The organism is Nocardia sp. NPDC019323 (assembly GCF_044389845.1).
Lineage (GTDB): Bacteria > Actinomycetota > Actinomycetes > Mycobacteriales > Mycobacteriaceae > Nocardia > Nocardia implantans.
The window spans coordinates 529,049-549,154 of sequence record NZ_JBIRYN010000004.1 but is presented as its reverse complement, the minus strand read 5'-3'; the positions used below and the strand labels follow the sequence as shown (position 1 = coordinate 549,154).

General features: G+C 70.0%; 18 protein-coding genes. 3 read left to right on the top strand and 15 right to left on the bottom strand.

Features of this window, described 5'->3' with window-relative positions:
• Positions 1 to 207: 207 nt before the first annotated feature.
• The 3 genes from ACH49X_RS19195 to ACH49X_RS19185 all read left to right on the top strand — a co-directional run bounded on the left by ACH49X_RS19195 (position 208) and on the right by ACH49X_RS19185 (position 3,852).
• Positions 208 to 2,388: a malate synthase G gene (locus ACH49X_RS19195; RefSeq protein ID WP_357103476.1), complete on the top strand. Its 2,181-nt coding sequence runs from the start codon at positions 208 to 210 to the stop codon at positions 2,386 to 2,388.
• Positions 2,389 to 2,957: 569 nt separating this feature from the next.
• Positions 2,958 to 3,533, top strand: coding sequence for a hypothetical protein (locus ACH49X_RS19190; RefSeq protein ID WP_195079005.1), 576 nt, complete (start codon positions 2,958 to 2,960; stop codon positions 3,531 to 3,533).
• 187 nt (positions 3,534 to 3,720) lie between these two features.
• Positions 3,721 to 3,852: a hypothetical protein gene (locus tag ACH49X_RS19185; RefSeq protein ID WP_323124101.1), complete on the top strand. Its 132-nt coding sequence runs from the start codon at positions 3,721 to 3,723 to the stop codon at positions 3,850 to 3,852.
• 83 nt (positions 3,853 to 3,935) lie between these two features.
• Here the strand turns inward: ACH49X_RS19185 and ACH49X_RS19180 are convergent, their stop codons facing one another.
• The 15 genes from ACH49X_RS19180 to ACH49X_RS19110 form a co-directional block, all read right to left on the bottom strand.
• Positions 3,936 to 4,670 carry a PaaI family thioesterase gene (locus ACH49X_RS19180; protein ID WP_195079006.1) on the bottom strand — a complete coding sequence of 245 codons (735 nt, stop codon included), beginning with the start codon at positions 4,668 to 4,670 and terminating at the stop codon, positions 3,936 to 3,938.
• Positions 4,671 to 4,872: 202 nt separating this feature from the next.
• The gene (locus ACH49X_RS19175; RefSeq protein ID WP_357103469.1) at positions 4,873 to 5,514 is read right to left on the bottom strand and encodes a DUF305 domain-containing protein; all 642 of its coding nucleotides are present in this window, start codon (positions 5,512 to 5,514) and stop codon (positions 4,873 to 4,875) included.
• Between the two features lie 2 nt (positions 5,515 to 5,516).
• Entirely contained in the window at positions 5,517 to 7,091 is a 1,575-nt protein-coding gene (locus ACH49X_RS19170; RefSeq protein ID WP_357103466.1) for a hypothetical protein, read from the bottom strand.
• A 154-nt stretch (positions 7,092 to 7,245) separates the two neighbouring features.
• On the bottom strand, positions 7,246 to 8,157 hold the full coding sequence (locus tag ACH49X_RS19165) for a 3-methyladenine DNA glycosylase (protein WP_357208793.1): 912 nt from the start codon (positions 8,155 to 8,157) through the stop codon (positions 7,246 to 7,248).
• 28 nt (positions 8,158 to 8,185) lie between these two features.
• On the bottom strand, positions 8,186 to 9,250 hold the full coding sequence (locus ACH49X_RS19160; RefSeq protein WP_357103462.1) for a hemolysin family protein: 1,065 nt from the start codon (positions 9,248 to 9,250) through the stop codon (positions 8,186 to 8,188).
• The gene (locus tag ACH49X_RS19155) at positions 9,243 to 10,625 is read right to left on the bottom strand and encodes a hemolysin family protein (protein ID WP_357103576.1); all 1,383 of its coding nucleotides are present in this window, start codon (positions 10,623 to 10,625) and stop codon (positions 9,243 to 9,245) included. The genes ACH49X_RS19160 and ACH49X_RS19155 overlap by 8 nt, the downstream gene beginning before the upstream one ends.
• 244 nt (positions 10,626 to 10,869) lie before the next feature.
• Positions 10,870 to 12,306: a GuaB1 family IMP dehydrogenase-related protein gene (locus ACH49X_RS19150; RefSeq protein WP_195079010.1), complete on the bottom strand. Its 1,437-nt coding sequence runs from the start codon at positions 12,304 to 12,306 to the stop codon at positions 10,870 to 10,872.
• Between the two features lie 147 nt (positions 12,307 to 12,453).
• On the bottom strand, positions 12,454 to 12,708 hold the full coding sequence (locus ACH49X_RS19145) for an IPT/TIG domain-containing protein (RefSeq protein ID WP_195079011.1): 255 nt from the start codon (positions 12,706 to 12,708) through the stop codon (positions 12,454 to 12,456).
• A gap of 242 nt (positions 12,709 to 12,950) precedes the next feature.
• Positions 12,951 to 13,796 carry a DMT family transporter gene (locus ACH49X_RS19140; RefSeq protein WP_195079012.1) on the bottom strand — a complete coding sequence of 282 codons (846 nt, stop codon included), beginning with the start codon at positions 13,794 to 13,796 and terminating at the stop codon, positions 12,951 to 12,953.
• Positions 13,797 to 13,799: 3 nt separating this feature from the next.
• Positions 13,800 to 15,398, bottom strand: coding sequence for a DEAD/DEAH box helicase (locus ACH49X_RS19135; protein ID WP_357103459.1), 1,599 nt, complete (start codon positions 15,396 to 15,398; stop codon positions 13,800 to 13,802).
• Between the two features lie 181 nt (positions 15,399 to 15,579).
• Positions 15,580 to 16,518 (bottom strand): M56 family metallopeptidase, encoded by a 939-nt coding sequence (locus ACH49X_RS19130; protein WP_039797863.1) that lies wholly within the window; start codon positions 16,516 to 16,518, stop codon positions 15,580 to 15,582.
• Between the two features lie 43 nt (positions 16,519 to 16,561).
• On the bottom strand, positions 16,562 to 16,954 hold the full coding sequence (locus ACH49X_RS19125) for a BlaI/MecI/CopY family transcriptional regulator (protein WP_039797864.1): 393 nt from the start codon (positions 16,952 to 16,954) through the stop codon (positions 16,562 to 16,564).
• Between the two features lie 71 nt (positions 16,955 to 17,025).
• Positions 17,026 to 17,922, bottom strand: coding sequence for an ABC transporter ATP-binding protein (locus ACH49X_RS19120; protein ID WP_357208791.1), 897 nt, complete (start codon positions 17,920 to 17,922; stop codon positions 17,026 to 17,028).
• Positions 17,919 to 19,010, bottom strand: coding sequence for an iron chelate uptake ABC transporter family permease subunit (locus ACH49X_RS19115; protein ID WP_323124099.1), 1,092 nt, complete (start codon positions 19,008 to 19,010; stop codon positions 17,919 to 17,921). Before ACH49X_RS19115 ends, ACH49X_RS19120 begins: the two co-directional genes overlap by 4 nt.
• The gene (locus tag ACH49X_RS19110) at positions 19,007 to 19,978 is read right to left on the bottom strand and encodes an iron ABC transporter permease (protein WP_357208789.1); all 972 of its coding nucleotides are present in this window, start codon (positions 19,976 to 19,978) and stop codon (positions 19,007 to 19,009) included. Before ACH49X_RS19110 ends, ACH49X_RS19115 begins: the two co-directional genes overlap by 4 nt.
• Positions 19,979 to 20,106: the final 128 nt, after the last annotated feature.

The window sequence follows — 20,106 nt, the reverse complement described above, 5'->3', positions numbered from 1 at the left end:
ACATTAAATCGGGCGCACGTTAGGATCAAGGGGCTGTCCGGCCGACCGCCGACGGCTCACGACCCGCCGGGTGCCCGACCAGCTCGCCTCGGCGTGGCGGACGGATTCGGGCACAGGGCCTGGGCGACCCGGCGCGCGGTCACACCGCTACCCACGGGTAACATGGCACTGTTTTCCCACTCGGCTTTCCCGGAAGTGAGGCAGTAGATGACAGAGCGGATTCAGGTCGGCGGGCTCCAGGTGGCACGCGTTCTCCACGAGTTCGTCGAGAACGAGGCGCTCCCCGGTTCCGGCGTGGATTCCGCCGCGTTCTGGGCCGGCGCCGAGCAGGTCATCAATGATCTCGCTCCGCGCAACCGCGCTCTGCTGGCCGAACGCGACGAGATCCAGGGCAAGGTCGACGCCTGGCACGCGGAGCACCCCGGCGCGAACTACGACAAAGCCGCCTACAAGAACTTCCTGACCGAGATCGGCTACCTGCGGCCCGAGCCCGCCGATTTCCAGATCACCACCCAGAACGTGGACGAGGAGATCGCGGCCACCGCGGGCCCGCAGCTGGTGGTGCCGGTGATGAACGCCCGTTTCGCGATCAACGCCGCCAACGCGCGCTGGGGCTCGCTCTACGACGCGCTCTACGGCACCGACGCCATCTCCGAGGCGGGCGGCGCGGAGAAGGGCGCCGGCTACAACAAGGTGCGCGGCGACAAGGTCATCGAGTGGGCGCGCAACTTCCTCGACGACTCGGTCACCCTGATCACCGGTTCGCACATCGGCTCGACGTCCTACAAGATCGTCGACGGCGAGCTCGAGGTCGGCCTGGAGGACGGCACCAGCATCGGTCTGGCCGACCCGTCCCAGCTGGTCGGCTACCTCGGTGACCCGGAGGCGCCGAGCTCGGTGCTGCTCAAGCACAACGGTCTGCACATCGAGATCCAGATCGACCCGCAGTCCCCGATCGGCAGCACCGACACCGCGGGTGTGAAGGACGTCGTGCTGGAGTCCGCCGTCACCACGATCATGGACTTCGAGGACTCGGTCGCCGCGGTGGACGCCGAGGACAAGGTGCTGTGCTACCACAACTGGCTCGGCCTGATGAAGGGCGATCTCGCCGAGAAGGTCACCAAAGGCGAGAAGACCTTCACCCGCACCATGAACCCCGACCGGGTCTACACCGCGCTGGACGGCGGCGAGCTGGTGCTGCACGGCCGTTCGCTGCTGTTCGTGCGCAACGTCGGTCACCTGATGACCTCCGACGCCATCCTGGACGCCGAGGGCAACGAGGTGCCGGAGGGCATCATGGACGGCCTGATCACCTCGCTGATCGCCAAGCACAGCCTGGCCGAGGACGTGCAGCTGAAGAACAGCCGCACCGGCTCGGTCTACATCGTGAAGCCGAAGATGCACGGCCCCGACGAGGTCGCGTTCACCAACGAGCTGTTCGGCCGGATCGAGGACGTGCTCGGGCTGGAGCGCAACACCCTCAAGGTCGGCATCATGGACGAGGAGCGCCGCACCACGGTGAACCTCAAGGCCTGCATCCAGGCCGCCGCCGAGCGGGTGGTGTTCATCAACACCGGCTTCCTCGACCGCACCGGCGACGAGATCCACACCTCCATGGAGGCCGGGCCGATGGTCCGCAAGGCGGACATGAAGTCCCAGCAGTGGATCCTGTCCTACGAGGACTGGAACGTCGACACCGGCCTCGCGGCAGGCCTGCCCGGCAAGGCGCAGATCGGCAAGGGCATGTGGGCCATGCCGGACCTGATGGCCGACATGCTCACCCAGAAGATCGGTCACCCGCGCGCGGGCGCCAACACCGCGTGGGTGCCCTCGCCCACCGCCGCCACCCTGCACGCCACGCACTACCACCTGGTCGATGTGTTCAAGCGGCAGCAGGAGATCGCCAAGGGCGGTCGCCGCGCCACCGTCGACGAGATCCTGGAGATCCCGCTGGCCGCCGCGCCGAACTGGACCGACGAGGAGAAGCGCCAGGAGCTGGACAACAACTCGCAGTCCATCCTCGGCTACGTGGTGCGCTGGATCGACCAGGGCGTCGGCTGCTCGAAGGTGCCCGACATCAAGGATGTCGCGCTCATGGAAGACCGTGCGACCCTGCGCATCTCCAGCCAGCTGATGGCAAACTGGCTGCGCCACGGCATCGTCACCGCAGAGGAAGTGGTCGCGAGCCTGGAGCGGATGGCCCCCGTCGTCGACCGGCAGAACGCGGGTGATCCGAACTACCGGGCGATGGCGCCGGACTTCGCCGGCAGCATCGCGTTCCAGGCGGCCAAGGAGCTCATCCTGGAGGGCACCAAGCAGCCCAACGGGTACACCGAGCCGATCCTGCACCGCCGTCGTCGTGAGGCGAAGGCGCTGGCCTGCGTCTAGTCCCCGGGTGTCGCGAATCCCCCGGTCTTTCGGCCGGGGGATTCGTGCTTTTGCGGGCAATCGGAGTTTCGACTCTTGTTTATCGGTCCGTTACCCTGGGTGCCGCACGAGATCGTTCGATTTGTGAGGAAGATTCATGGGAAGCGTTGTGCTCGACATCGTGGCATTGCTCGCCAATCGCGCGGCGATGTTCTGGAATTGGATGGCCACCGGATCGGCGGGCTTCCCGCCGCTGTGAGCATGCGGTGCACGATGTGCTACGAGTAGTGAAATCCCCTGGTCAGGTGTACTGGCCGGGGGATTTTCCGATTCGGGCCGCAATCGTGAAACGTTCCGAATTGTTCGTTTTCACACTGTGGGCACCGTTGCTCGGTGAGCGCGGGATCAGCAGGTCGCGAAATTCGCCGGGCAGCTCTGCATCGGACCATGGGTGGCCCGCGGATTCGGATGGCCGCGTACCTTTTGCGCCACGCCCGCTGCGGCGTCCGCGTCGTCGTGATCCCTGACGCCCCGGGGGATTTCGCCGCCGATCCCGCGCGCGAAGCCGCTGCCCCTCGTATCTTGAACACGTGAACTCCGCAGGGTCCGTGCGCACGCGGTCGCGTATTCCTCGTTGGTTCGTGCTGTGGATGGGGCTGGTGACCGCCCTGGTCGCGCTCTGCTGCGCGGCGCTGTTCTGGCAACTCGCCGCGGAGGGCACGTTTCCGACCCTCGTCGTGCTCTGGGCGGTGCTCGGCGTGCTCGGCGGGATCGCCGTCCTGTTCGGACTGCTCGGGCTGCTGCGCTACCGTGCCGTCTTCCACAGCCTCGCCTCGCCCGTGCTCATCGTCGTGCTCCTGGCGCTGACGCTCTACGACGTCCCGGAGGACACCGGCTGGCGCCTCTCCCGGGGGATTCTCGAAGACCAAGCCGTCGACTGCGCGCATTCCGGCCACCGCACCCGCCTCGGCGTCTACACGATCACCTTCATCACCCCCCGCGACGGCGGCTGCCTGTTCTATACCCAGTCGGGAGACTCGAATTCGGAGGGCTTCGCCTTCTTCCGTGACCCGGCCACCCCACCCCACCTCGGTCCACCCGCCACCAACGGCATCGAATACTCCGCCTTCGACGGCCAGTGGTACCGCTTCGCCGACACTCACTGAACCCGGTCGCCGAAGATCGCTTCGAGGGTGTCGGCGTTGGCGGCGCGGGCTATCCACATGGTCAGGCGGGCGTCGTCGCGGCATGCTTTGATCTTGCTGACTTCCACACTGGGACTGTCCCTCCCGGAATTCGATCACGCCCGCGTCGATTCGGGCGACCTACCTGATATCGAACCCACCGAGTACCGTGCGGACCTGGTCCGTCACACTCACCGAGGCCGACGTCCCGGTTCTCGGCATCGTCGTCGAAGTCCAGCTGCAACGCGACGACGACAAGATGTGGAGCTGGCCGGTCTACCTGACCACGCTCTGCGCCTGACTAATTCGATGAGGACTTCGTGTACCGACGAAGGCATGGCGCGGAGGTTACCGATAGCCACCGACAGGTTCGGGTGGGGTGGGTCACCATTCGAAGGGCAGCGGTTGGCGGGGCTCGATCCACAGCGCCTCGGCGAGGGCGCAGAGCGTTCCGTCGGCGCGGGCCAAGGCCACGCCGACCGTGTGTTTGCGGCCGTCGGCGGAGACCGGCCAGCCGTAGGAGACGTAGGGGTCGCCGGCGCGGACCGGTTGGAACTGGGTGGCGGTGAGGGCGGCGGTGACCGCTCCGGGGCGCAGGTCACGCAAAGCCATCGCGGCCCAGCCACCGGGGCAATCGAGAGCGGCCCAGACGTTTTCGGTGGGCAGGTAGCCGTCCGGGCCGGCGAGCAGCGGATCCGGTGTCCAGGCGGCGATGACCATGTCGTGCGCGGACATGGCCCAGGGCGACAGGCGTAATCCGCGTCCGGGGGCACAAGCCGCGCCGCAGCCGTAGCAGTGGCTCATTTTGCGCAGTGCGCCCGCGGTCGCGCTCGCTGTCCGCGCCTGTTCCCACGTGGGCGCGGGCCGTGGCGTGACCGTGACCGCCGACGGGGAAGCCTCGGCGAGTATCGCGCCGTCCAGGTCGGTGAGTGATGCGCCGCCGGAGCCGTCGGCGGCCAGCACCACCGGAGTGTCCACGAGCACTCCGCGGCGGAAGTCGACGCGCACCTGCGTGGCGCCGCTCGCGGCGGCGAGCACTCCCGCCACATATCCGCCGAACGCCACGCCCGGATAACCACGCACGTGCGGGGGCACTGTGAACGCATCGGTCCGAATCATCAGCTGCCCAACCTTTCCGGCCGACGATCATGACCCGGCCCAGCCGACGATACCGCCGGGAGAGCGCCGATCCTCAGCCGGGCCGCCGTGTTCGCGGACCTTCCGCCGTCGACTACGACCGGAGCATGCGCCTCGCAGCCGGCCGCGAGGTCAGCGAAGCCTCCGGCTGCGGGTCGTATGCGGTGTCGTGGCGGCCCGGTGGTCAGGGCAGCGGGGCCGCCCCGCGCCGTGTGAGCAGCATGCCCATCACCCCGGCCTCCTGCCCCTGCCCATGGATCATGGACCGGGCGATCTCCTTGACCGGCCCGGAGCGCAGCAGGCCGTCGGCGGCCTCGGCCATCGCGATTCCGCCTTGGTGGTGGCGGAACATCAATTGCAGGAACAGGATCTCCGCGTTCGGGCCGCGCGCCGCGGCCAACTCGTCCAGTTCCGCCGTGCTCGCCATCCCCGGCATCACCCCGGCGGTCTGCGCGGCCGCTGCGTGGTGCCGATGCGGCGACGCGTCCGCGCTGTGCATCCACGCCATCGGCTGTGCGGAGGTGGGCGGCGCGTCGGCAAGGCGCAGCCAGCCGAGCATGGTGCCGATCTCCATGCGCTGTGCGCGGTCGAGTTGTTCGGCCAGCCGGGTGACCGCCGGATCGACCGCGCGGTCCAGCCGCTGCACCATGAGCAGGGCTTGCTGGTGATGGGTGGTCATGTCCTGGACGAAGCCGATCTCGACCTCGGTGAGAACCGGTGCGGCCGAACGGTGTTCCGAAAACACCAGCGGCCGCAGCGCGGCGCCGAGCACGAGCAGGGCGAAGGCCGCCGAAGCCAGGGCGGCGATCCGCATCCAGCGCGGCATCGCTACGACCCGACGATCGACCGCTGGTCCGCCGGAGGCGAGTACACGTCGTCGTCCAGTCGCAGCACCATGAAGCCGTTGTCCGAGCACGCGACGTAGAGCTGCGAGCCGCGCCATTCCGGCGGCGACAGACACCAGTCGGTGGACACGTCGCCGAAGGCGAGGCGGCCGGTGCGCGGGGTAAGGGCATCCAGCGGGTTGAACTGCCCCTCGAGCACGGCGCGCACCGCCGAAGGGGTGCTCATGAGCGGAACGCCGATGATCGAGGCGAGCGCGTGCGGCGAGTTCCACAGGCCGAGGTTCTGCCCGGTGCGGGCAGGCGGGTTGTAGTAGGCGATCTCGCGGATGGCGTAGGGATCGCGGATGTCGAACACCCGGATGCCGGAGGAGATCCATCCGCAGGCCAACGCGGTCGGGTTCTCCTGCCGGTCGGCGGCGCAGTAGTGCGATTCGTAGGCGAAGGCGGAACCGCCCATCGACGAACCGATATTGCTGTCCATGTGCTGGGGCAGGTTGATCTCGAGCTTGATCTTGCCGGCCACCCTCGGCGCGGTCTCGTCGGAGATGTCGATGAGTTTGACTCCGCCGGAACCGCCTTCGTCGACGGTGTAGAGGTAGGGCTTGCCGTCGTAGCTGACCGGGATGCTGTGCTGGGTCGCCCAGCCGTCGGTCCAGAACACCCGGCCCAGGTGGTGCACCTGCGGGTTGGGGTCGCGGCGCTGCACCGCGCTGATGTCGAGGACGGTGAACCCGCCGAGCGCGGAGATGTACATCCGGTTGCCGTCCGGACTGATGCCGAACCCGTGCGCCTCGATGCCCGTCAGTCCCTGCCAGACCACGTGCGGGTTGGCCGGATCGGTCAGATCGACCGCGCTGACGAAGCCGGGCGCGATCCCCGAGGCCCAATAGGTGTTGCCGTCGGGGGAGAAGCCGCCCTCGTGCGTGGTGATCGGCAGCGGCATCGCCAGATTCGTCCCCGGGCCGGGATTGAGCAGCCGCGGATGCGCGCAATCGGAGACGTCGTAGACCGACAGGTAGCCGACGCCCTCGCCAACCGGCACGCCGGTGCCGACCAGCAGTTTGCGCTCGGTGTTGACCTTGAGGCTCTCCCAGGTTCCGGCCAGCATCGCGGGCTCGGTCAGCGTCACCGTCGGCCGCGGACGCGCCGGATCGGACACGTCGAGTACCTGGACGCCGCGGCCCTCGCTGATCAGGTCGCCGGGAAAGAACGAACCCAGATAGGCGCAGTGCTCGAAGCTGGTGGAGGTGATACCCGCACCGCGGCCCGCGTAGCCGCCGACGAAGGAGATGTTGCACCGGTAGCCCTGCGTGCTGCGCCCACTGTCGCGATCGGCGGCGGTGACATCGCCTTGCAGTCCGTTCTCGGGGGCGGAGCCGGGTCCGCAGTCGGCGCGGGGGACCGAGGTGCGCCCGACGTCGAGGAATTCCTGGACGGCGTCACGGGGGGCCGATCGCGGATCGGCCGACGCGCTCACGGGCAGCAGCGCGACCGTGATCAGGCCGATGGTGAGCAGAGCCAGCGGTTTGGCGCGGCGCAGTGTGGCCGATGGGCGCATCGTCGCGACCCCCCAACTTCGTCGTCGAGATTGGCTGCCCAGGGTGGCTGGGACAGTCACCGCCGAACTGACTGAATGGTAATGATTCCGCTCGGCGCGAGCGTGAGTTTCGCCGAATCGCGGCCGAATTCGCGAAGTTTTCCGTCCGGCGTGGTCAGCGCGGCTGAGTCGGTTCGGTGCCGAGAGCGGCGGAATCGAGATGCGCCGACAAGAGATGCTGGCAGACACCCAGGAAGGTGCGTCGCAATCCGGCCGCGCGCTGCGCCAACTCGGACTGCGCGCGAACGTACTCCGCGCGCCCGGACGGCGTCTCGATGCGAACCGGCTCGTAACCGAACTCCGACAGATCGTAGGGGCTGGCGCGCATGTCGAGTTCCCGGGCGGCGCAAGCCAGCTCGAAGCAGTCCAGCAGCAGGTCCGAGGAGATCAGCGGGACGAGTTTGAAGCCCCACTTGTACAGATCCATGTTCGCGTGCAGACAGCCCGGCTGTTCGCGGCGCAGCTGGTCGGCGCGGGTGAGCGGCTCGGCGTTGCGGCCCACGGCGTCCGGAGTGAAGAAGCGATAGGCGTCGAAATGCGTGCACCGCAACTGCATCGAGTCGAGCACGGCGTCGGTGCCCGCGTGTCCCAGCCGCAGGGGAACCTTCTGGTGGCGGATGTCCTCGGTGCGGTACACCATCGCCCATTCGTGCAGGCCGAAACAGGACAGGTGGGCGGGCCGAGACGCGGTGGCGCGCAACAACTGCGCGACGAACGCGACGGTATCCCGGCGTTTGCCGAGGTAGGCGGGATCAGCGGAGTAGCAGTCCGTACCGGAATCGGTGACGACGTGGTGGTAGCCGCGGGCCCCCCGGTATTCCGCGGCGTCGGCCAGCCCGATGCCGTATCCCGGATGCCAACGCCGCAACTGCGCGGGTTTGTGCCCGTAGTAGGTGAACAAGAAATCGATCACCGGGTGCGACGCACCATGTGCTCGTCGCTCCAGATAGGGCCCGACCAGATCGTCCAGCCGGGCCCGATGTGCGGCGGCGGACGTTCGCCACCGCACACCGGACAACACCCGCATTGCTACCGCACCCCGCCTGGCCGGATCGTCACTCGCCCACTCGATGCGTTCCGTCTCGGACGGTGCCGACGAACTCCTCCACCAAGTCCTCCAGGGCGACGATGCCGGTGGTGTTGCCCCGGTCGTCGACCACCCGGCCGAGATGGCTGTTGGTGCGCCGCAGCCGGGCCAGCGCCTCGTAGAGCGTCGCGCCCATGCCCACCGTCGGCAGCGGGCGGATATCGGTGCGCGGGATCGGCGTCCCCGGGCCGGCGCTCTCGTCGGCCACCTTGTCGAGCACGTCCTTGACGTGCAGGTAGCCGACCAGCGAGCCGTCGTTCGCCCGCACCGGGAAGCGGGAGAAACCGGTCTCGGCGACGGCGGACTCGATGTCGCCGAGTGTGGTGCCGTTGCCGCGCAGCGGGATCGATCTGGTCGCGTCCCGCGGCACCATCACGTCGGCGACCACCCGGTCGCTGGTGCCGAGGGCCTGGGTGAGGCGGCGGTGCTCTTCCTCGTCGAGCAACCCCTCCGAGCGGGACTCACCGATCATCTCGGCCAGTTCGACCGTCGACACGGTGGCTTCGAGCTCGTCCTTCGGCTCGACCCGCAACATGCGCAGCGACAGGTTGGCGGCCAGGTTGTACAGCGCGATGAGCGGGCGGGCCAGCCGCAGCCACATCAGGTGCACCGGCACCAGCAGCAGCGCGCTGCGTTCCGGCCCGGCCAGCGCGATGTTCTTCGGGATCATCTCGCCGAACAGGATGTGCAGGATCACCACGATGGTCAGCGCGAGGGCGAAGGCCACCGGGTGCAGCAGTTGCTGCGGCAGGCCGAGCAGCTCGAACGGACCTTCCAGCAGGTGCGCGACGGCGGGTTCGCCGACGCGGCCGAGCAGGATCGAGCAGATGGTGATGCCGAGCTGCGCGGCGGCGAGCATCATCGAGAGGTTCTCACCCGCCCGGATGACGGTGTTCGCGTTGCGCTTGCCCTGTGCGGCCAGCGCTTCCAGCCGGTCGCGGCGGGCGGAGATGAGCGCGAACTCGGCGGCGACGAAGAAGGCGTTGCCGCCGAGCAGCACGACGGTGAGCAGGACGCCGAACAGGTCACCCATGGCTGTGCTCCTTGGTCGCGATGATGTCGGCGTCGACCGGGATCAGGCGGACGCGGTCGATGCGCCGCCCGTCCATGCGCTCCACCCGGGCGATCCAGCCGCCGGAACCGTGGCTTTCCGGCGCCGTCCACTGCTGCGAGCGGGGATTCGGCAGCACGACCTCGTCGCCGGGCACCGGGATGCGGCCGAGCCGGGTCAGCACCAGGCCGCCCAGCGTCTCGTACTCGCCCTCCGGCGCGTCGTATCCGGTCGCCCGGGACACCTCGTCGATGCGCAGCAGGCCCGAGCAGTCCCAGCCGTCGATGACGCGCCGGACGTCGCGCTCCTCCTCGTCGTGCTCGTCGCGGACGTCGCCGAGGATCTCCTCGATGATGTCCTCCATGGTGACCAGGCCCGCGGTGCCGCCGTATTCGTCCACGACGAGGGCGACCTGCATGCCGTCGGCGCGGACCCGTTCGAGCACCTCGTCGCCGTCCAAGCTGGCGGGCACGATGGGGACCGGCTGGGCGAGCCGGTACAGCGGGGTGGTGGTGCGCGCGTGCGCTGGGCGGGTGAACGCCTGCTTGACGTGCACGAAGCCGAGGGTGTTGTCGAGATCGCCGTCGATCACCGGGAAGCGGGAGTAGCCGGTGCGGCCCGCCGCGTCGATCAGATCGGCGATGGTGTCGTCCTTGTCGAGCGATTCGATCTTCACCCGCGGCGTCATCAGCTCCTCGGCGCTGCGCTCGCCGAATTGCAGGGAGCGGTCCATCACCTGGGCGGTGGGCTGGTCGAGCGCGCCGCGCAGCGCGGACGTGCGGACCAGGGAACCGAGTTCCTGCGGCGAGCGGGCCGACCGCAATTCCTCCGCGGGCTCGACGCCGAGCCTGCGCACCACCCAGTTGGCGGTGCCGTTGAGGAAATGGATCATCCACTTGAACACCACCGAGAACGCGATCATCGGTCCGGCCGTGACGCGGGCGGTGGCCAGCGGCTTGGCGATGGCGATGTTCTTGGGCACCAGCTCGCCGTAGATCATCGACAGCGAGGTGGCCAGGACCAGGGCCAGCGTCAGCGCGACGCCGCTCGCGGCGGCCGCGCTCAGCCCGAGGCCGGCGAACACCGGATGCAGCAGCCTGGCCAGCACGGGCTCGGCGATATAACCGGTGATCAGGGTGGTGATCGTGATGCCGAGCTGGGCGCCCGACAGCTGGAACGACAGCGTGCGATGCGCCTTGCGAACCATGCGGGCGCGGACGTCACCGGTGCGGGCGTGCGCCTCGACGGTGCTGCGCTCGAGGGCGGTGAGGGAGAATTCCGCGGCGACGAACAGGGCCGTGCCGACGGTGAGAGCGATGAATCCGATCAGGCTGAGCGCGGTGAGCGCGACGGACATGATCAGCACCACCCGGACGGTGCTGCGTGACGGCCTGTGCGGAATGGGACTACTGCGGAGCGGAGGACGCCGGGTTGGTCACCCGGCTCGATAGAGGAGCCCTCCTGTGCGGCGCCCTCGGACGCGGGTGACAACTGGATCCTTTCGCAAATGAGTCGTGGTGCCGGTGTCCGGCAACCACCATGCTACCGGCCCACGTGCCGCGCGGCGTGGGCCGGTGCCGGTGCGATGCGCGTGTCGGCGCTCACCAACCGCTCGGCAGCGGGCGGCCTTCGGCGAACCCCGCGGCGGACTGCACGCCGAGCACGGCCTTGTCGTGGAATTCGGCGAGCGTGCGCGCTCCCGCGTACGTGCACGCGCTGCGGACGCCGGAGCAGATGTGGTCGATGAGATCCTCCACGCCGGGACGCTCGGGATCCAGCCGCATCCTGGAGCTGGAGATGCCCTCTTCGAACAGTCCCTTGCGGGCGCGGTCGAACTCGCTGTCGGAGGCGGTGCGGGCCGCGACGGCGCGCTTGGAGGCCATGCCGAAGCTTTCCTTGTAGGCGTTGCCGTCGCGATCGACACGCAGGTCGCCCGGGGACTCGTAGGTACCGGCGAACCAGGAGCCGATCATCACGTTGGACGCGCCTGCGGCCAGCGCCAGCGCCACGTCGCGGGGATGACGCACGCCGCCGTCTGCCCAGACGTGCACGCCGATTTCCGCGGCCGCCGCGGCGCATTCGGCTACCGCGGAGAACTGCGGGCGGCCGACGCCGGTCATCATCCTGGTGGTGCACATGGCGCCGGGCCCGACACCGACCTTGACGATGTCCGCGCCCGCCGCGGCCAATTCCCTGGTGCCGTCGGCGGAGACGACGTTGCCCGCGACCAGCGGGACGCCGAGCCCGAGATCGCGCACGGCGGTGAGCGTTTCGAGCATCTTGGTCTGGTGTCCGTGCGCGGTGTCGATGACCAGCAGGTCGGCGCCCGAATCCACGAGGGACTTGGCCTTGGCGGCCACGTCGCCGTTGATGCCGACCGCGGCGGCGACGCGCAGCTTGCCCGCGGTGTCGACGGCGGGCTGGTAGATGCCCGCGCGCAGCGCGCCGGTGCGGGTCAGTATCCCCGCCAGGGCGCCGTCCTCGGCGGTGAGCACCGCGAAGTCGGCGTGCTCGGCGTGCAGCAGATCGAACAGGTCACGCGGGGTGGTGGTGGCGGGCGCCCGGACGAAATCGGTGACCGCGACCTCGCGCAGGCGGGCGAAGCGGTCGACGTCGGCGCAGGCGGCCTCGGTCACCACACCGACCGGACGTCCGCCGTCGACCACCACGACCGCGCCGTGCGCGCGCTTGTGCATCAGGGCCACCGCCTCGGAGACCGAGCGGTCGGGGGCGAGCGTGACCGGAGTGTCGGCGGTGAGCGAGCGGCTCTTGACGAAGGCGATGGTGTCGGCGGCCGCGGTGATCGGCAGATCCTGGGGCAGGACGACGATGCCGCCGCGGCGGGCCACGGTCTCGGCCATCCTGCGCCCGGCCACGGCGGTCATGTTCGCCACGACGAGGGGGATGGTGGTGCCGGACCCGTCGGTCGTCGACAGATCGACGTCGAAGCGCGACGCGACGTCCGTCCGGTTCGGGACGAGGAAGATGTCGTCGTAGGTCAGGTCGTACGGCGGCTGATGACCGGGGAGAAAGCGCACTCGACCGATGATATCCGCGCGCCGACCGGTGCGCGCCGTTCTCCGAGGACGCGATCGCGTCGTAACGGGTGCGGGCAAAGGCGCGGGACACAACGCGATGGGCCGTCGGCAGGCAGTTGCCCACCGACGGCCCGGGCGCACGCGCGGTCAGACGTAGGTGAAGGGGAGTGCGTTGCTGATGCCGTCCAGCTCCACTTCGACGGTGACGTCCACCGTGCCTGTTCCCGTCGGGGAGATGGCCGTGATCTGGGTGTCGGAGTCGATGGTGAACGTGGTCGCCTTCGTACCGAAGCGCACGGTCAGAGGACCGACATTGCTGAACCCGGAGCCGGTGATCACCACAGTGCTGAAAGTCGTCGCCGGGCCGGTGTCGGGGGTGAGGGAGGTGAGTACAGCTGCCATGGTTCGACTCCAAGCCGAGTAGTGAAAGAGATTATCGTGCAACGGATGTCGATCTTCTGCGGCAACCGCTACATATTCAGTAAGCCTCCGGCGACGGCTCTTCGACAAGGGATCCGAAGTCCGATTTCGTCCGGTTTCGACCCGCTGTCACGCCTTCCTGGAATCAGCATCAGCGCACCCTGGGCCTGCTCGATGGGGTCGGGCCGAGCGAGCACCGCGCGGGGGCCGCCGCACCCGTGGATTCAGGCGGCGGCTTGCGAGCGGGAGAGCATGATCGTCGCGGCGGCCATCACGACCACCGCACCGGCGGTGACGACCAGTCCCGCGGTGTCCGTCCGCAACCGCTCGTCCAGCACGGCGATGCCGATGAACGCCGCGGCCAGTGGCTCGACGACCGTGACGGCGGGCAGCGACGCGGTCAGGGGCCCCGCTTGATAGGCGCGCTGCTGGAGATAGACGCCGGTGACGCCTGCTCCGACCAGCGCCCAGGTCTGCCAGCCACTCAGCACGTCGCCGAGACCGTGCTCGAACAGATCGGTGACGTAGTCGGTGAGCGCGGCGGCCAGTCCGTAGAGCGCCCCGCTCGCGGCCCCGATCAGCAGAGCGCGCCACGCCGGATCACGCGCGGCGATCCCACCGACCGCTGCGGCGACGATCAATCCGAGCAGGATGCCCAGCGGCACGAGCCATTCGCGCAGGGGCGCGTTGGTATCACCCTCGGTCGGATTGCCGACCAGCAGGAAGCAGGCCAGCGCGGCGGCCAGCACGAGCGCGGTCGCCCAGGTGCGCGGCGCGACGCGGCGGTCGTTGAGCCGGGCCGACAGCGGCAGCGCGAACACCAGCGCGCTCACCAGGAGCGGCTGCACCAGCAGCACCGCCCCCAACGCGAGCGCGAGGACCTGCATGCCGTATCCGCCCGCGTCGCCGACGACCCCAGCCCACCAGCGCGGGGTACGCAGCAGCGAGCGGATCAGCGACGCGTCCTCCGGCACCGCGGCAGCAGCGTGCTGTTGTGCGACCGCGGCGACCGCGAACAGCAGCGCCGCGAGCAATGCGCAGAGGACGGCCGCTGCCGCGTGGGTCGACACCTTCTAGTTTGCTCCGCGATTGCCCCGCTGTGGCGACTGCTGGGCTCGCACGGCGCGTCGCCGGGGCCGGCCCGGCGTGTCGCCGGAGCCGGAAGCCGCGGCGCGTCCGGAGAATCCGCCCGCCGCGCCGGAACGGCGGGTGGACGCGCCCTCGCCCGAACTCGCACCGTATCCGGCGGTGTTGCCCGCGGCGGGCTTCCCGGCGACTTTCGCGTGGCCGCGCCGGCGTCCCGGCGCGGTGACCGATTCACCACGGCCCGAGACCGAGCCCGATCGGGACTGCTTCACGGCACCGGCGCCGCGACCACCGGCCGGAGCTGTCTCCGAGCGCCGGTTCGCTCGGCGGCGTGCGGGTTCGGGCGCCTGGGCGGCCACGGGCGCGGCGGAAGCCGGGACCACGGGGACACCGGACGGACGGCGGGCGCCGGTGATCTCCACCAGCGCGCGGTCGCCGGGACGGACCGCGACCCCGTCGACCTCGACACCCGCCTTCCGGGCCATCGCCTCCACCTCGCGGCGCTCTTCGTCCATGACCAGCGTGACGACCACGCCGTCCTCGCCCGCGCGGGCGGTGCGCCCGGCCCGGTGCAGATACGCCTTCGGCTCCGGCGGCGGGTCGACGTGCACGACGAGGGAGATCCCGTCGACGTGGATGCCGCGGGCGGCGACATCGGTGGTGACCAGCACCGGCACCGAGCCGTCGGCGAACGCGGCGAGCGTGCGGGTGCGGTTGTTCTGCGCCTTGCCGCCGTGCAGCGCGCCCGTTGGGATGCCTGCCGCGCGCAGCTGTTTGGCGAGCCGGTCGGCGCCGTGCTTGGTGCGGACGAACATGATGGTCAGCCCCTCGCGGGCGGCGATCTCGGTGGCGACCGCGCGCTTGGTCACCTTGTCGCCGACGTAGAGCAGGTGATGCGACATCGTGGCGACCGAGGCCGACGGCGGCGCGGTGGAATGCGTGACGGGGGAGCGCAGGTAACGCTTGACCAGCTTGTCGACCTCGCCGTCCAGCGTGGCCGAGAACAGCAGGCGCTGACCGTCGCGCGGCGTGCGGTCGAGCAGCTTGGTCACCTGCGGCAGGAAGCCCATGTCGGCCATGTGGTCGGCCTCGTCCAGCGCGGTGATCGTCACGTCGGACAGATCGGCGGATTTCTGGGCGAGCAGGTCGGCGAGCCGTCCCGGTGTGGCGATCAGCAGGTCGACGCCGCGGGCGAGCCGGTCGGCTTGGCGTTTGATCGGGGCGCCGCCCACCACCGAGGCCACGCGCAGGCCCAGCGCGAGCGCCGGTTCGTCCAGCGCCCGCTCGATCTGCGCGGCCAGCTCACGGGTCGGCACCAGGACCAGGCCGCGCGGGCGGCCCGGCTTGGCCGGCCGCCCCGCCAGCCGGGTGAGCATCGGGAGGCCGAAGGCCAAGGTCTTGCCGGAACCGGTCGGTCCGCGGCCGAGTACGTCCTTGCCCGCCAGGACGTCGGGCGTCGTCGCGGCCTGGATGGGAAACGGCATCTCGATGCCGTCGCGTCGCAGTGCCTGCACGAGCACGGCGGGCAGGCCCAGATCCGCGAAGGTCGCGGGGGGCGCCGCGGCGACGGTGGTCGAGGGGGTCACGAGGAGGATGTGCCTTTCGTCGCACGGCGGGTTCCACGCGGAACGCGCTGTTCGGTGGGATGGAGAGCGGCGCGCGATGCGGTTTCACCGCGCGGTGGCGCGAGCGATGACGCGCGCCGGGTGGAGCGAAGAGGATGGCCGACCGGAGACGGGCCGAAGCTCCAGGATACGCGCCGGGAAGTCAGCCGTGGAACAGTCGGCTCAGTTCCACCAGCCAGGGTACGGCCACCGCCTGCGTCGGCACCACCAGGATGGCGGCCGATCCCAGATAGGCGGCCGTGGCGATGCGGATGTCGCCGATCCGGCCGCTGAGCCGCTGGATGCGGATGAGCGTGGTGGGACCGCCCGCGGCGAGCGCGCCTTGCGGCGCGGTGGACTTCGCACAGGCGACCAGAGCGCGGGCCAGCGGTTTCGGCCCGGTGACCTTGACCGCCGAGTCGTCGGCGAGCAGCTCGATGAGCAGTTTCACCGAGCCGAGCGCGGCCTTGCTGCGCACCACCCTGGGGAACGCCTCGTGCACGGCCGTGAACGCCTCCAGCACCAGATCGTGCCTGGCCCGCAGATGCGAACGCTCGTGGCTGACGATGGCGGTGACCTCGGCGTCGGCCAGATTGGTCAGGGTGCCCTCGCTGAGCACGACGCGCTGGCGCAGGCCGGGCAGGCAGTAGGCGATCGGCTCGGTGGCGGCCAGCACCCTGATGTCGGCCGCGCGCCGGTGCGGACCGCTCTGGTCGAGCAGATCGACGAGCATGCGGTGCCGCGCCCGCCGCCTGCGGGTGTGCACGCCGACCCGGATGATCGCGTAGATCAACCGGGCGCCGATCAGCAGCGTGAGCGCGAACACGAACACGTACGCCAGCCACAAGGGCAACCCCAGCGCGTCGATCTCCCTGGTCGGCGCGGTGGTCGGGCGGCCGTCGGGGCCGGGGACCAGCAGTTCGGCGGCGATGGCCAGCCCGGAGCCGAACGCGCTGAGCACGGCGGCGAGCGCGATGGCCTGCCAGAGCACCAGCGCTGCCCGAGGCGTCCGATAGGTCCAGGTCGCCCGGCTGAGCAAGGCCGGGGCAGGCCCCGCGAGAAGCAATGCCAGTCCGGCGAATACCGGCGCGGTTGCGTTCATCGACTCAGCTCACTGCGTTGTGGGGCCAGGGCGCCCGAGGAGTCTACTGCGGCGGCGGCGCCGAGTCCTCGGTTGCTTCGAGCTTAGCGAGTGCTTCGCGGAGAGCGGCAGCCTCGTCCTTGCCGACCTGTTCGACGAAGTGCACCAGTGCCGCGGCGCGGCTGCCCGCCGCGTCGGCCTGTTGCAGCGCGTCGACCATCAAACTCGCCACCAGTTCGTCGCGCGTGTGCACCGGCGCGTAACGGTGGGCGCGGTCGTCGCGCCGCTGCACCACGAGATTCTTCTTCGCGAGGCGTTGCAGCACGGTCATCACCGTGGTGTACGCGAGCTCACGGCGTGCGGCGAGCGCCTCGTGCACCTGCCGGACCGTTTGTGGTTCGTCGGCCGACCACAACTGATCCATGACCGCTTTCTCGAGTTCACCAAGACCTGCCATTCCCTAATTTTAGGGACTCAACGACGAGGATGCGTACTACGGGGTGTCGTAACTATGGAGTAGCTGGTGTGTCATTTCTCATACGGCGCGGTCTCGGGCGGTGTGGCAGCCGGTCCGCCCACTTTTCCACGCACGTGCCGCGTGCCGATCGGGACGATCATCGGCCGCCCCGACACCGGGTCCTCGAGCACCCTGGCGTCCAGGTCGAAGACCTCACGCAGCAGCTCGGCCGACACCACCTCGCCCGGCGCGCCCGCGGCGACGACGCGCCCGGCGTGCATGACGACCAGTTGGTCGCTGTAGCGGATCGCGAGATTGAGATCGTGCAGCACCATGACGACGGTGCGCCCGAGATCGGCGTGCAATCGGTCCACCAGGTCGAGCACCTCGATGGAGTGCGCCAGATCCAGGTAGGTGGTCGGCTCGTCGAGCAGCAGGATGTCGGTGCCCTGCGCCAGCGCCATCGAGATCCAGGCCCGCTGACGCTGGCCGCCGGACAGCTCGTCGAGCGGGCGGTCGGCGAGGTCGGCGATCCCGGTTTGTTCCAGCGCCGTCGTCACCTCGGATTCGTCGGCGCCCGACCACTGCCGGAACCAGGACTGGTGCGGATGACGTCCGCGGGCGACCAGATCGGCGACGGTGAGCCCTTCCGGGGCAACCGGCGACTGCGGCAGCATGCCGACGATGCGGGCGACGTCCTTGGTCTTCATCGTCGAAATGGCTCTGCCGTCCAACATCACCCGGCCTTCCCGGGGGCGCAGCAGGCGGCCGAGCGAGCGCAACAGGGTGGACTTTCCGCAACCGTTTGGCCCGATGACCGTGGTGATCACACCCGGAGTGATGGTCAAACTCAGCCCGTTCACGATCACCTGATCGCCGTAGCCGAGGGTGACCTCCTCGGCGCCGAGCCGGTGACCGGGAGCGCTCGCCCGCTCGGTGGCGGCAGGGGTGAGGTCTGCGATCGTCATGACAGCGTCGCCTTCCGGTTCATACGCACGAGCAGGTACAGCAGGAACGGCCCGCCGAACGCCGCCGTCACCACGCCGAGGGGCAGGTCGACCGGGAACACCGTGCGGGACGCGACATCCGCGCCGACCACCAGGATGGCCCCGGCCACCGCGGAGCCGACCAGCGGCTCGCCCGGCGTGCGCAGCAGGCGGCGGGCGATCTGCGGCGCGGCGAGGGCGACGAAGCCGACCGGCCCGACGGCGGCGGTGGCCACCGAGGCGGCCACCACGGCAGCCGCGATCAGGATGGCCTGCTGGGTCTGGACGCGCACGCCGAGCGCCCGCGTGGTGTCGGAGCCGAGGCGCAGCGCGGCGAGCGTGCGGGCGGCGGCGAGCGCGACGAGCGCGGCGATCCCCGCGGCGATCGCCGCGGGAGTCAGGTGCGCGGTGTCGGCCGAGTTGAGCGATCCGTTGAGCCACAACTGCACTCGCTGGGCATCGGCCAGGCTGGCGCGGGTCAGCAGCCAGCTGATCGCCGCGGTCAGCAGGGCGTTCACGCCGACGCCGATCAGCACCAGCCGCAGCCCGGTCGCGCCGTACCCGCCGGTGGCGGTGCGTCCCCAGGCGAGCAGGTAGATGGCGACCGCGGTGAGCAGGCCGCCCGCCAGCGCCGCCACCGGCGCGCCGACCGAGGCGGCCAGCCCGGTGCTCGCGCCGCCGGTGCCGACCAGCACGGCGACCGCGCCCAAACTCGCGCCCGAGGTGATGCCGAGCATGTCCGGTGCGGCCAGCGGGTTGTGCAGGATGGACTGGGTGATCGCGCCGGCCAGCCCGAGCGCGAGGCCGACCACGAGCGCGGTGAGCGCGCGCGGCAGCCGGGATTCCAGCACGATGAACCGCTGCGCTCTGGTACCGCCGCCGGTCAGGACCTCCAGCACGCGTCCGAGCGGCATGTGGGACTCGCCCACCGCGATGTCCAGGCAGAACAGCGCGAGCGCCAGCGCGATCAGGATGGCGATGATCAGGATCATCCGCGGTCGCAGCACCGTCGACACCGGCCCGACGCGCAGCGCGGGTCGCGCACCCGTGGTGCGCAGCGAGATCGTCACAGGTTCACCAGCTTTCGTCTGCGCACGAACGCGAGGAAGAACGGAACGCCGAGCACGGCGACCACCACGCCGACCTCCAGCTCACCGGGGCGAGCCGCCACCCGGCCCGCCACATCGGCGATCAACAGCAGCAACGCGCCGAGGAGCCCGGAATAGGGAATCAGCCAGCGATGATCCGGTCCGGTGATCGCCCGCGCGAGATGCGGAACGACCAGGCCGAGGAAGGCGATCGGCCCGGCCGCCGCCGTCGCCGCGCCCGCCAGCAGCACGACGGCCGCGAGTCCGAGCGCGCGACTGCGGCCGACATGCACGCCGAGCCCGCGCGCCACGTCGTCGCCGAGGCCGATCAGATTCAATCCCGGCGCCGCCAGCACCGCCAGCAGCATCCCTGCGGCCAGGAACGGCAGCACCTGCCAGAACACCGCGGCGTCGCGGCCCGCGACGGTGCCGATCACCCAGAATCGGTAGGTGTCCAGCGCGGCGGCGTCGAACAGCACGACGGCGTTCGTCATGGCCTGCAGGAAGGCGGTGACCGCCGCGCCGGCGAGCACGAGGGTCAGCGGGCTCGCCTTGCCGCCGCCCACCGAAGAGGTCGCGAACACCGCCACCCCGGCGATCAGCGCGCCGGTGAGCGCGAACCAGATGTATTGCTCCGGTGCGCTGAAGGCGAACAGGTACACGCTCAGCGCGGCGAGGAACGCCGCGCCCGCGTTCAGTCCGAGCAACCCGGCGTCGGCGAGCGGATTGCGGGTGTACCCCTGTACCAGCGCGCCCGCTGTTCCCAGCGCCGCGCCGCAGACCAGCGCCAACGCGGTGCGCGGCAGGCGCAGTCCGCGCACGATCTCTTCCTCGGTGGAACCGGCCGCGCAGGTGAAGGGTCCGCTCGGGCAGGCGAGCGCGTGCTGCACAGCGTCGAACACCGTCCCCGGTGCGAGCGAGCGCGCGCCCACCGCGACACCGGCGAGCACGGCTAGCAGCAGTAGGACGGTCGAGACGAGGAGTCCGCAAAGACGTCGCCGCCTCACGGTGGCAAGAGAGGTCACGGCGACGAACTGCTCCTGAAATCATCGATACGGTTGCTAGGTCTGGTAAGCCT

Bases quoted from the DNA above. Each gene is read 5' to 3' on its own strand.
- ACH49X_RS19120 (WP_357208791.1), bottom strand. From the start codon at position 17,922: ATGACGATCGCAGACCTCACCCCTGCCGCCACCGAGCGGGCGAGCGCT.
- ACH49X_RS19180 (WP_195079006.1), bottom strand. From the start codon at position 4,670: ATGATTCGGACCGATGCGTTCACAGTGCCCCCGCACGTGCGTGGTTAT.
- ACH49X_RS19170 (WP_357103466.1), bottom strand. From the start codon at position 7,091: ATGCGCCCATCGGCCACACTGCGCCGCGCCAAACCGCTGGCTCTGCTC.
- ACH49X_RS19175 (WP_357103469.1), bottom strand. From the start codon at position 5,514: ATGCCGCGCTGGATGCGGATCGCCGCCCTGGCTTCGGCGGCCTTCGCC.
- ACH49X_RS19125 (WP_039797864.1), bottom strand. From the start codon at position 16,954: ATGGCAGGTCTTGGTGAACTCGAGAAAGCGGTCATGGATCAGTTGTGG.
- ACH49X_RS19165 (WP_357208793.1), bottom strand. From the start codon at position 8,157: ATGCGGGTGTTGTCCGGTGTGCGGTGGCGAACGTCCGCCGCCGCACAT.
- ACH49X_RS19155 (WP_357103576.1), bottom strand. From the start codon at position 10,625: ATGTCCGTCGCGCTCACCGCGCTCAGCCTGATCGGATTCATCGCTCTC.
- ACH49X_RS19160 (WP_357103462.1), bottom strand. From the start codon at position 9,250: ATGGGTGACCTGTTCGGCGTCCTGCTCACCGTCGTGCTGCTCGGCGGC.
- ACH49X_RS19195 (WP_357103476.1), top strand. From the start codon at position 208: ATGACAGAGCGGATTCAGGTCGGCGGGCTCCAGGTGGCACGCGTTCTC.
- ACH49X_RS19145 (WP_195079011.1), bottom strand. From the start codon at position 12,708: ATGGCAGCTGTACTCACCTCCCTCACCCCCGACACCGGCCCGGCGACG.
- ACH49X_RS19130 (WP_039797863.1), bottom strand. From the start codon at position 16,518: ATGAACGCAACCGCGCCGGTATTCGCCGGACTGGCATTGCTTCTCGCG.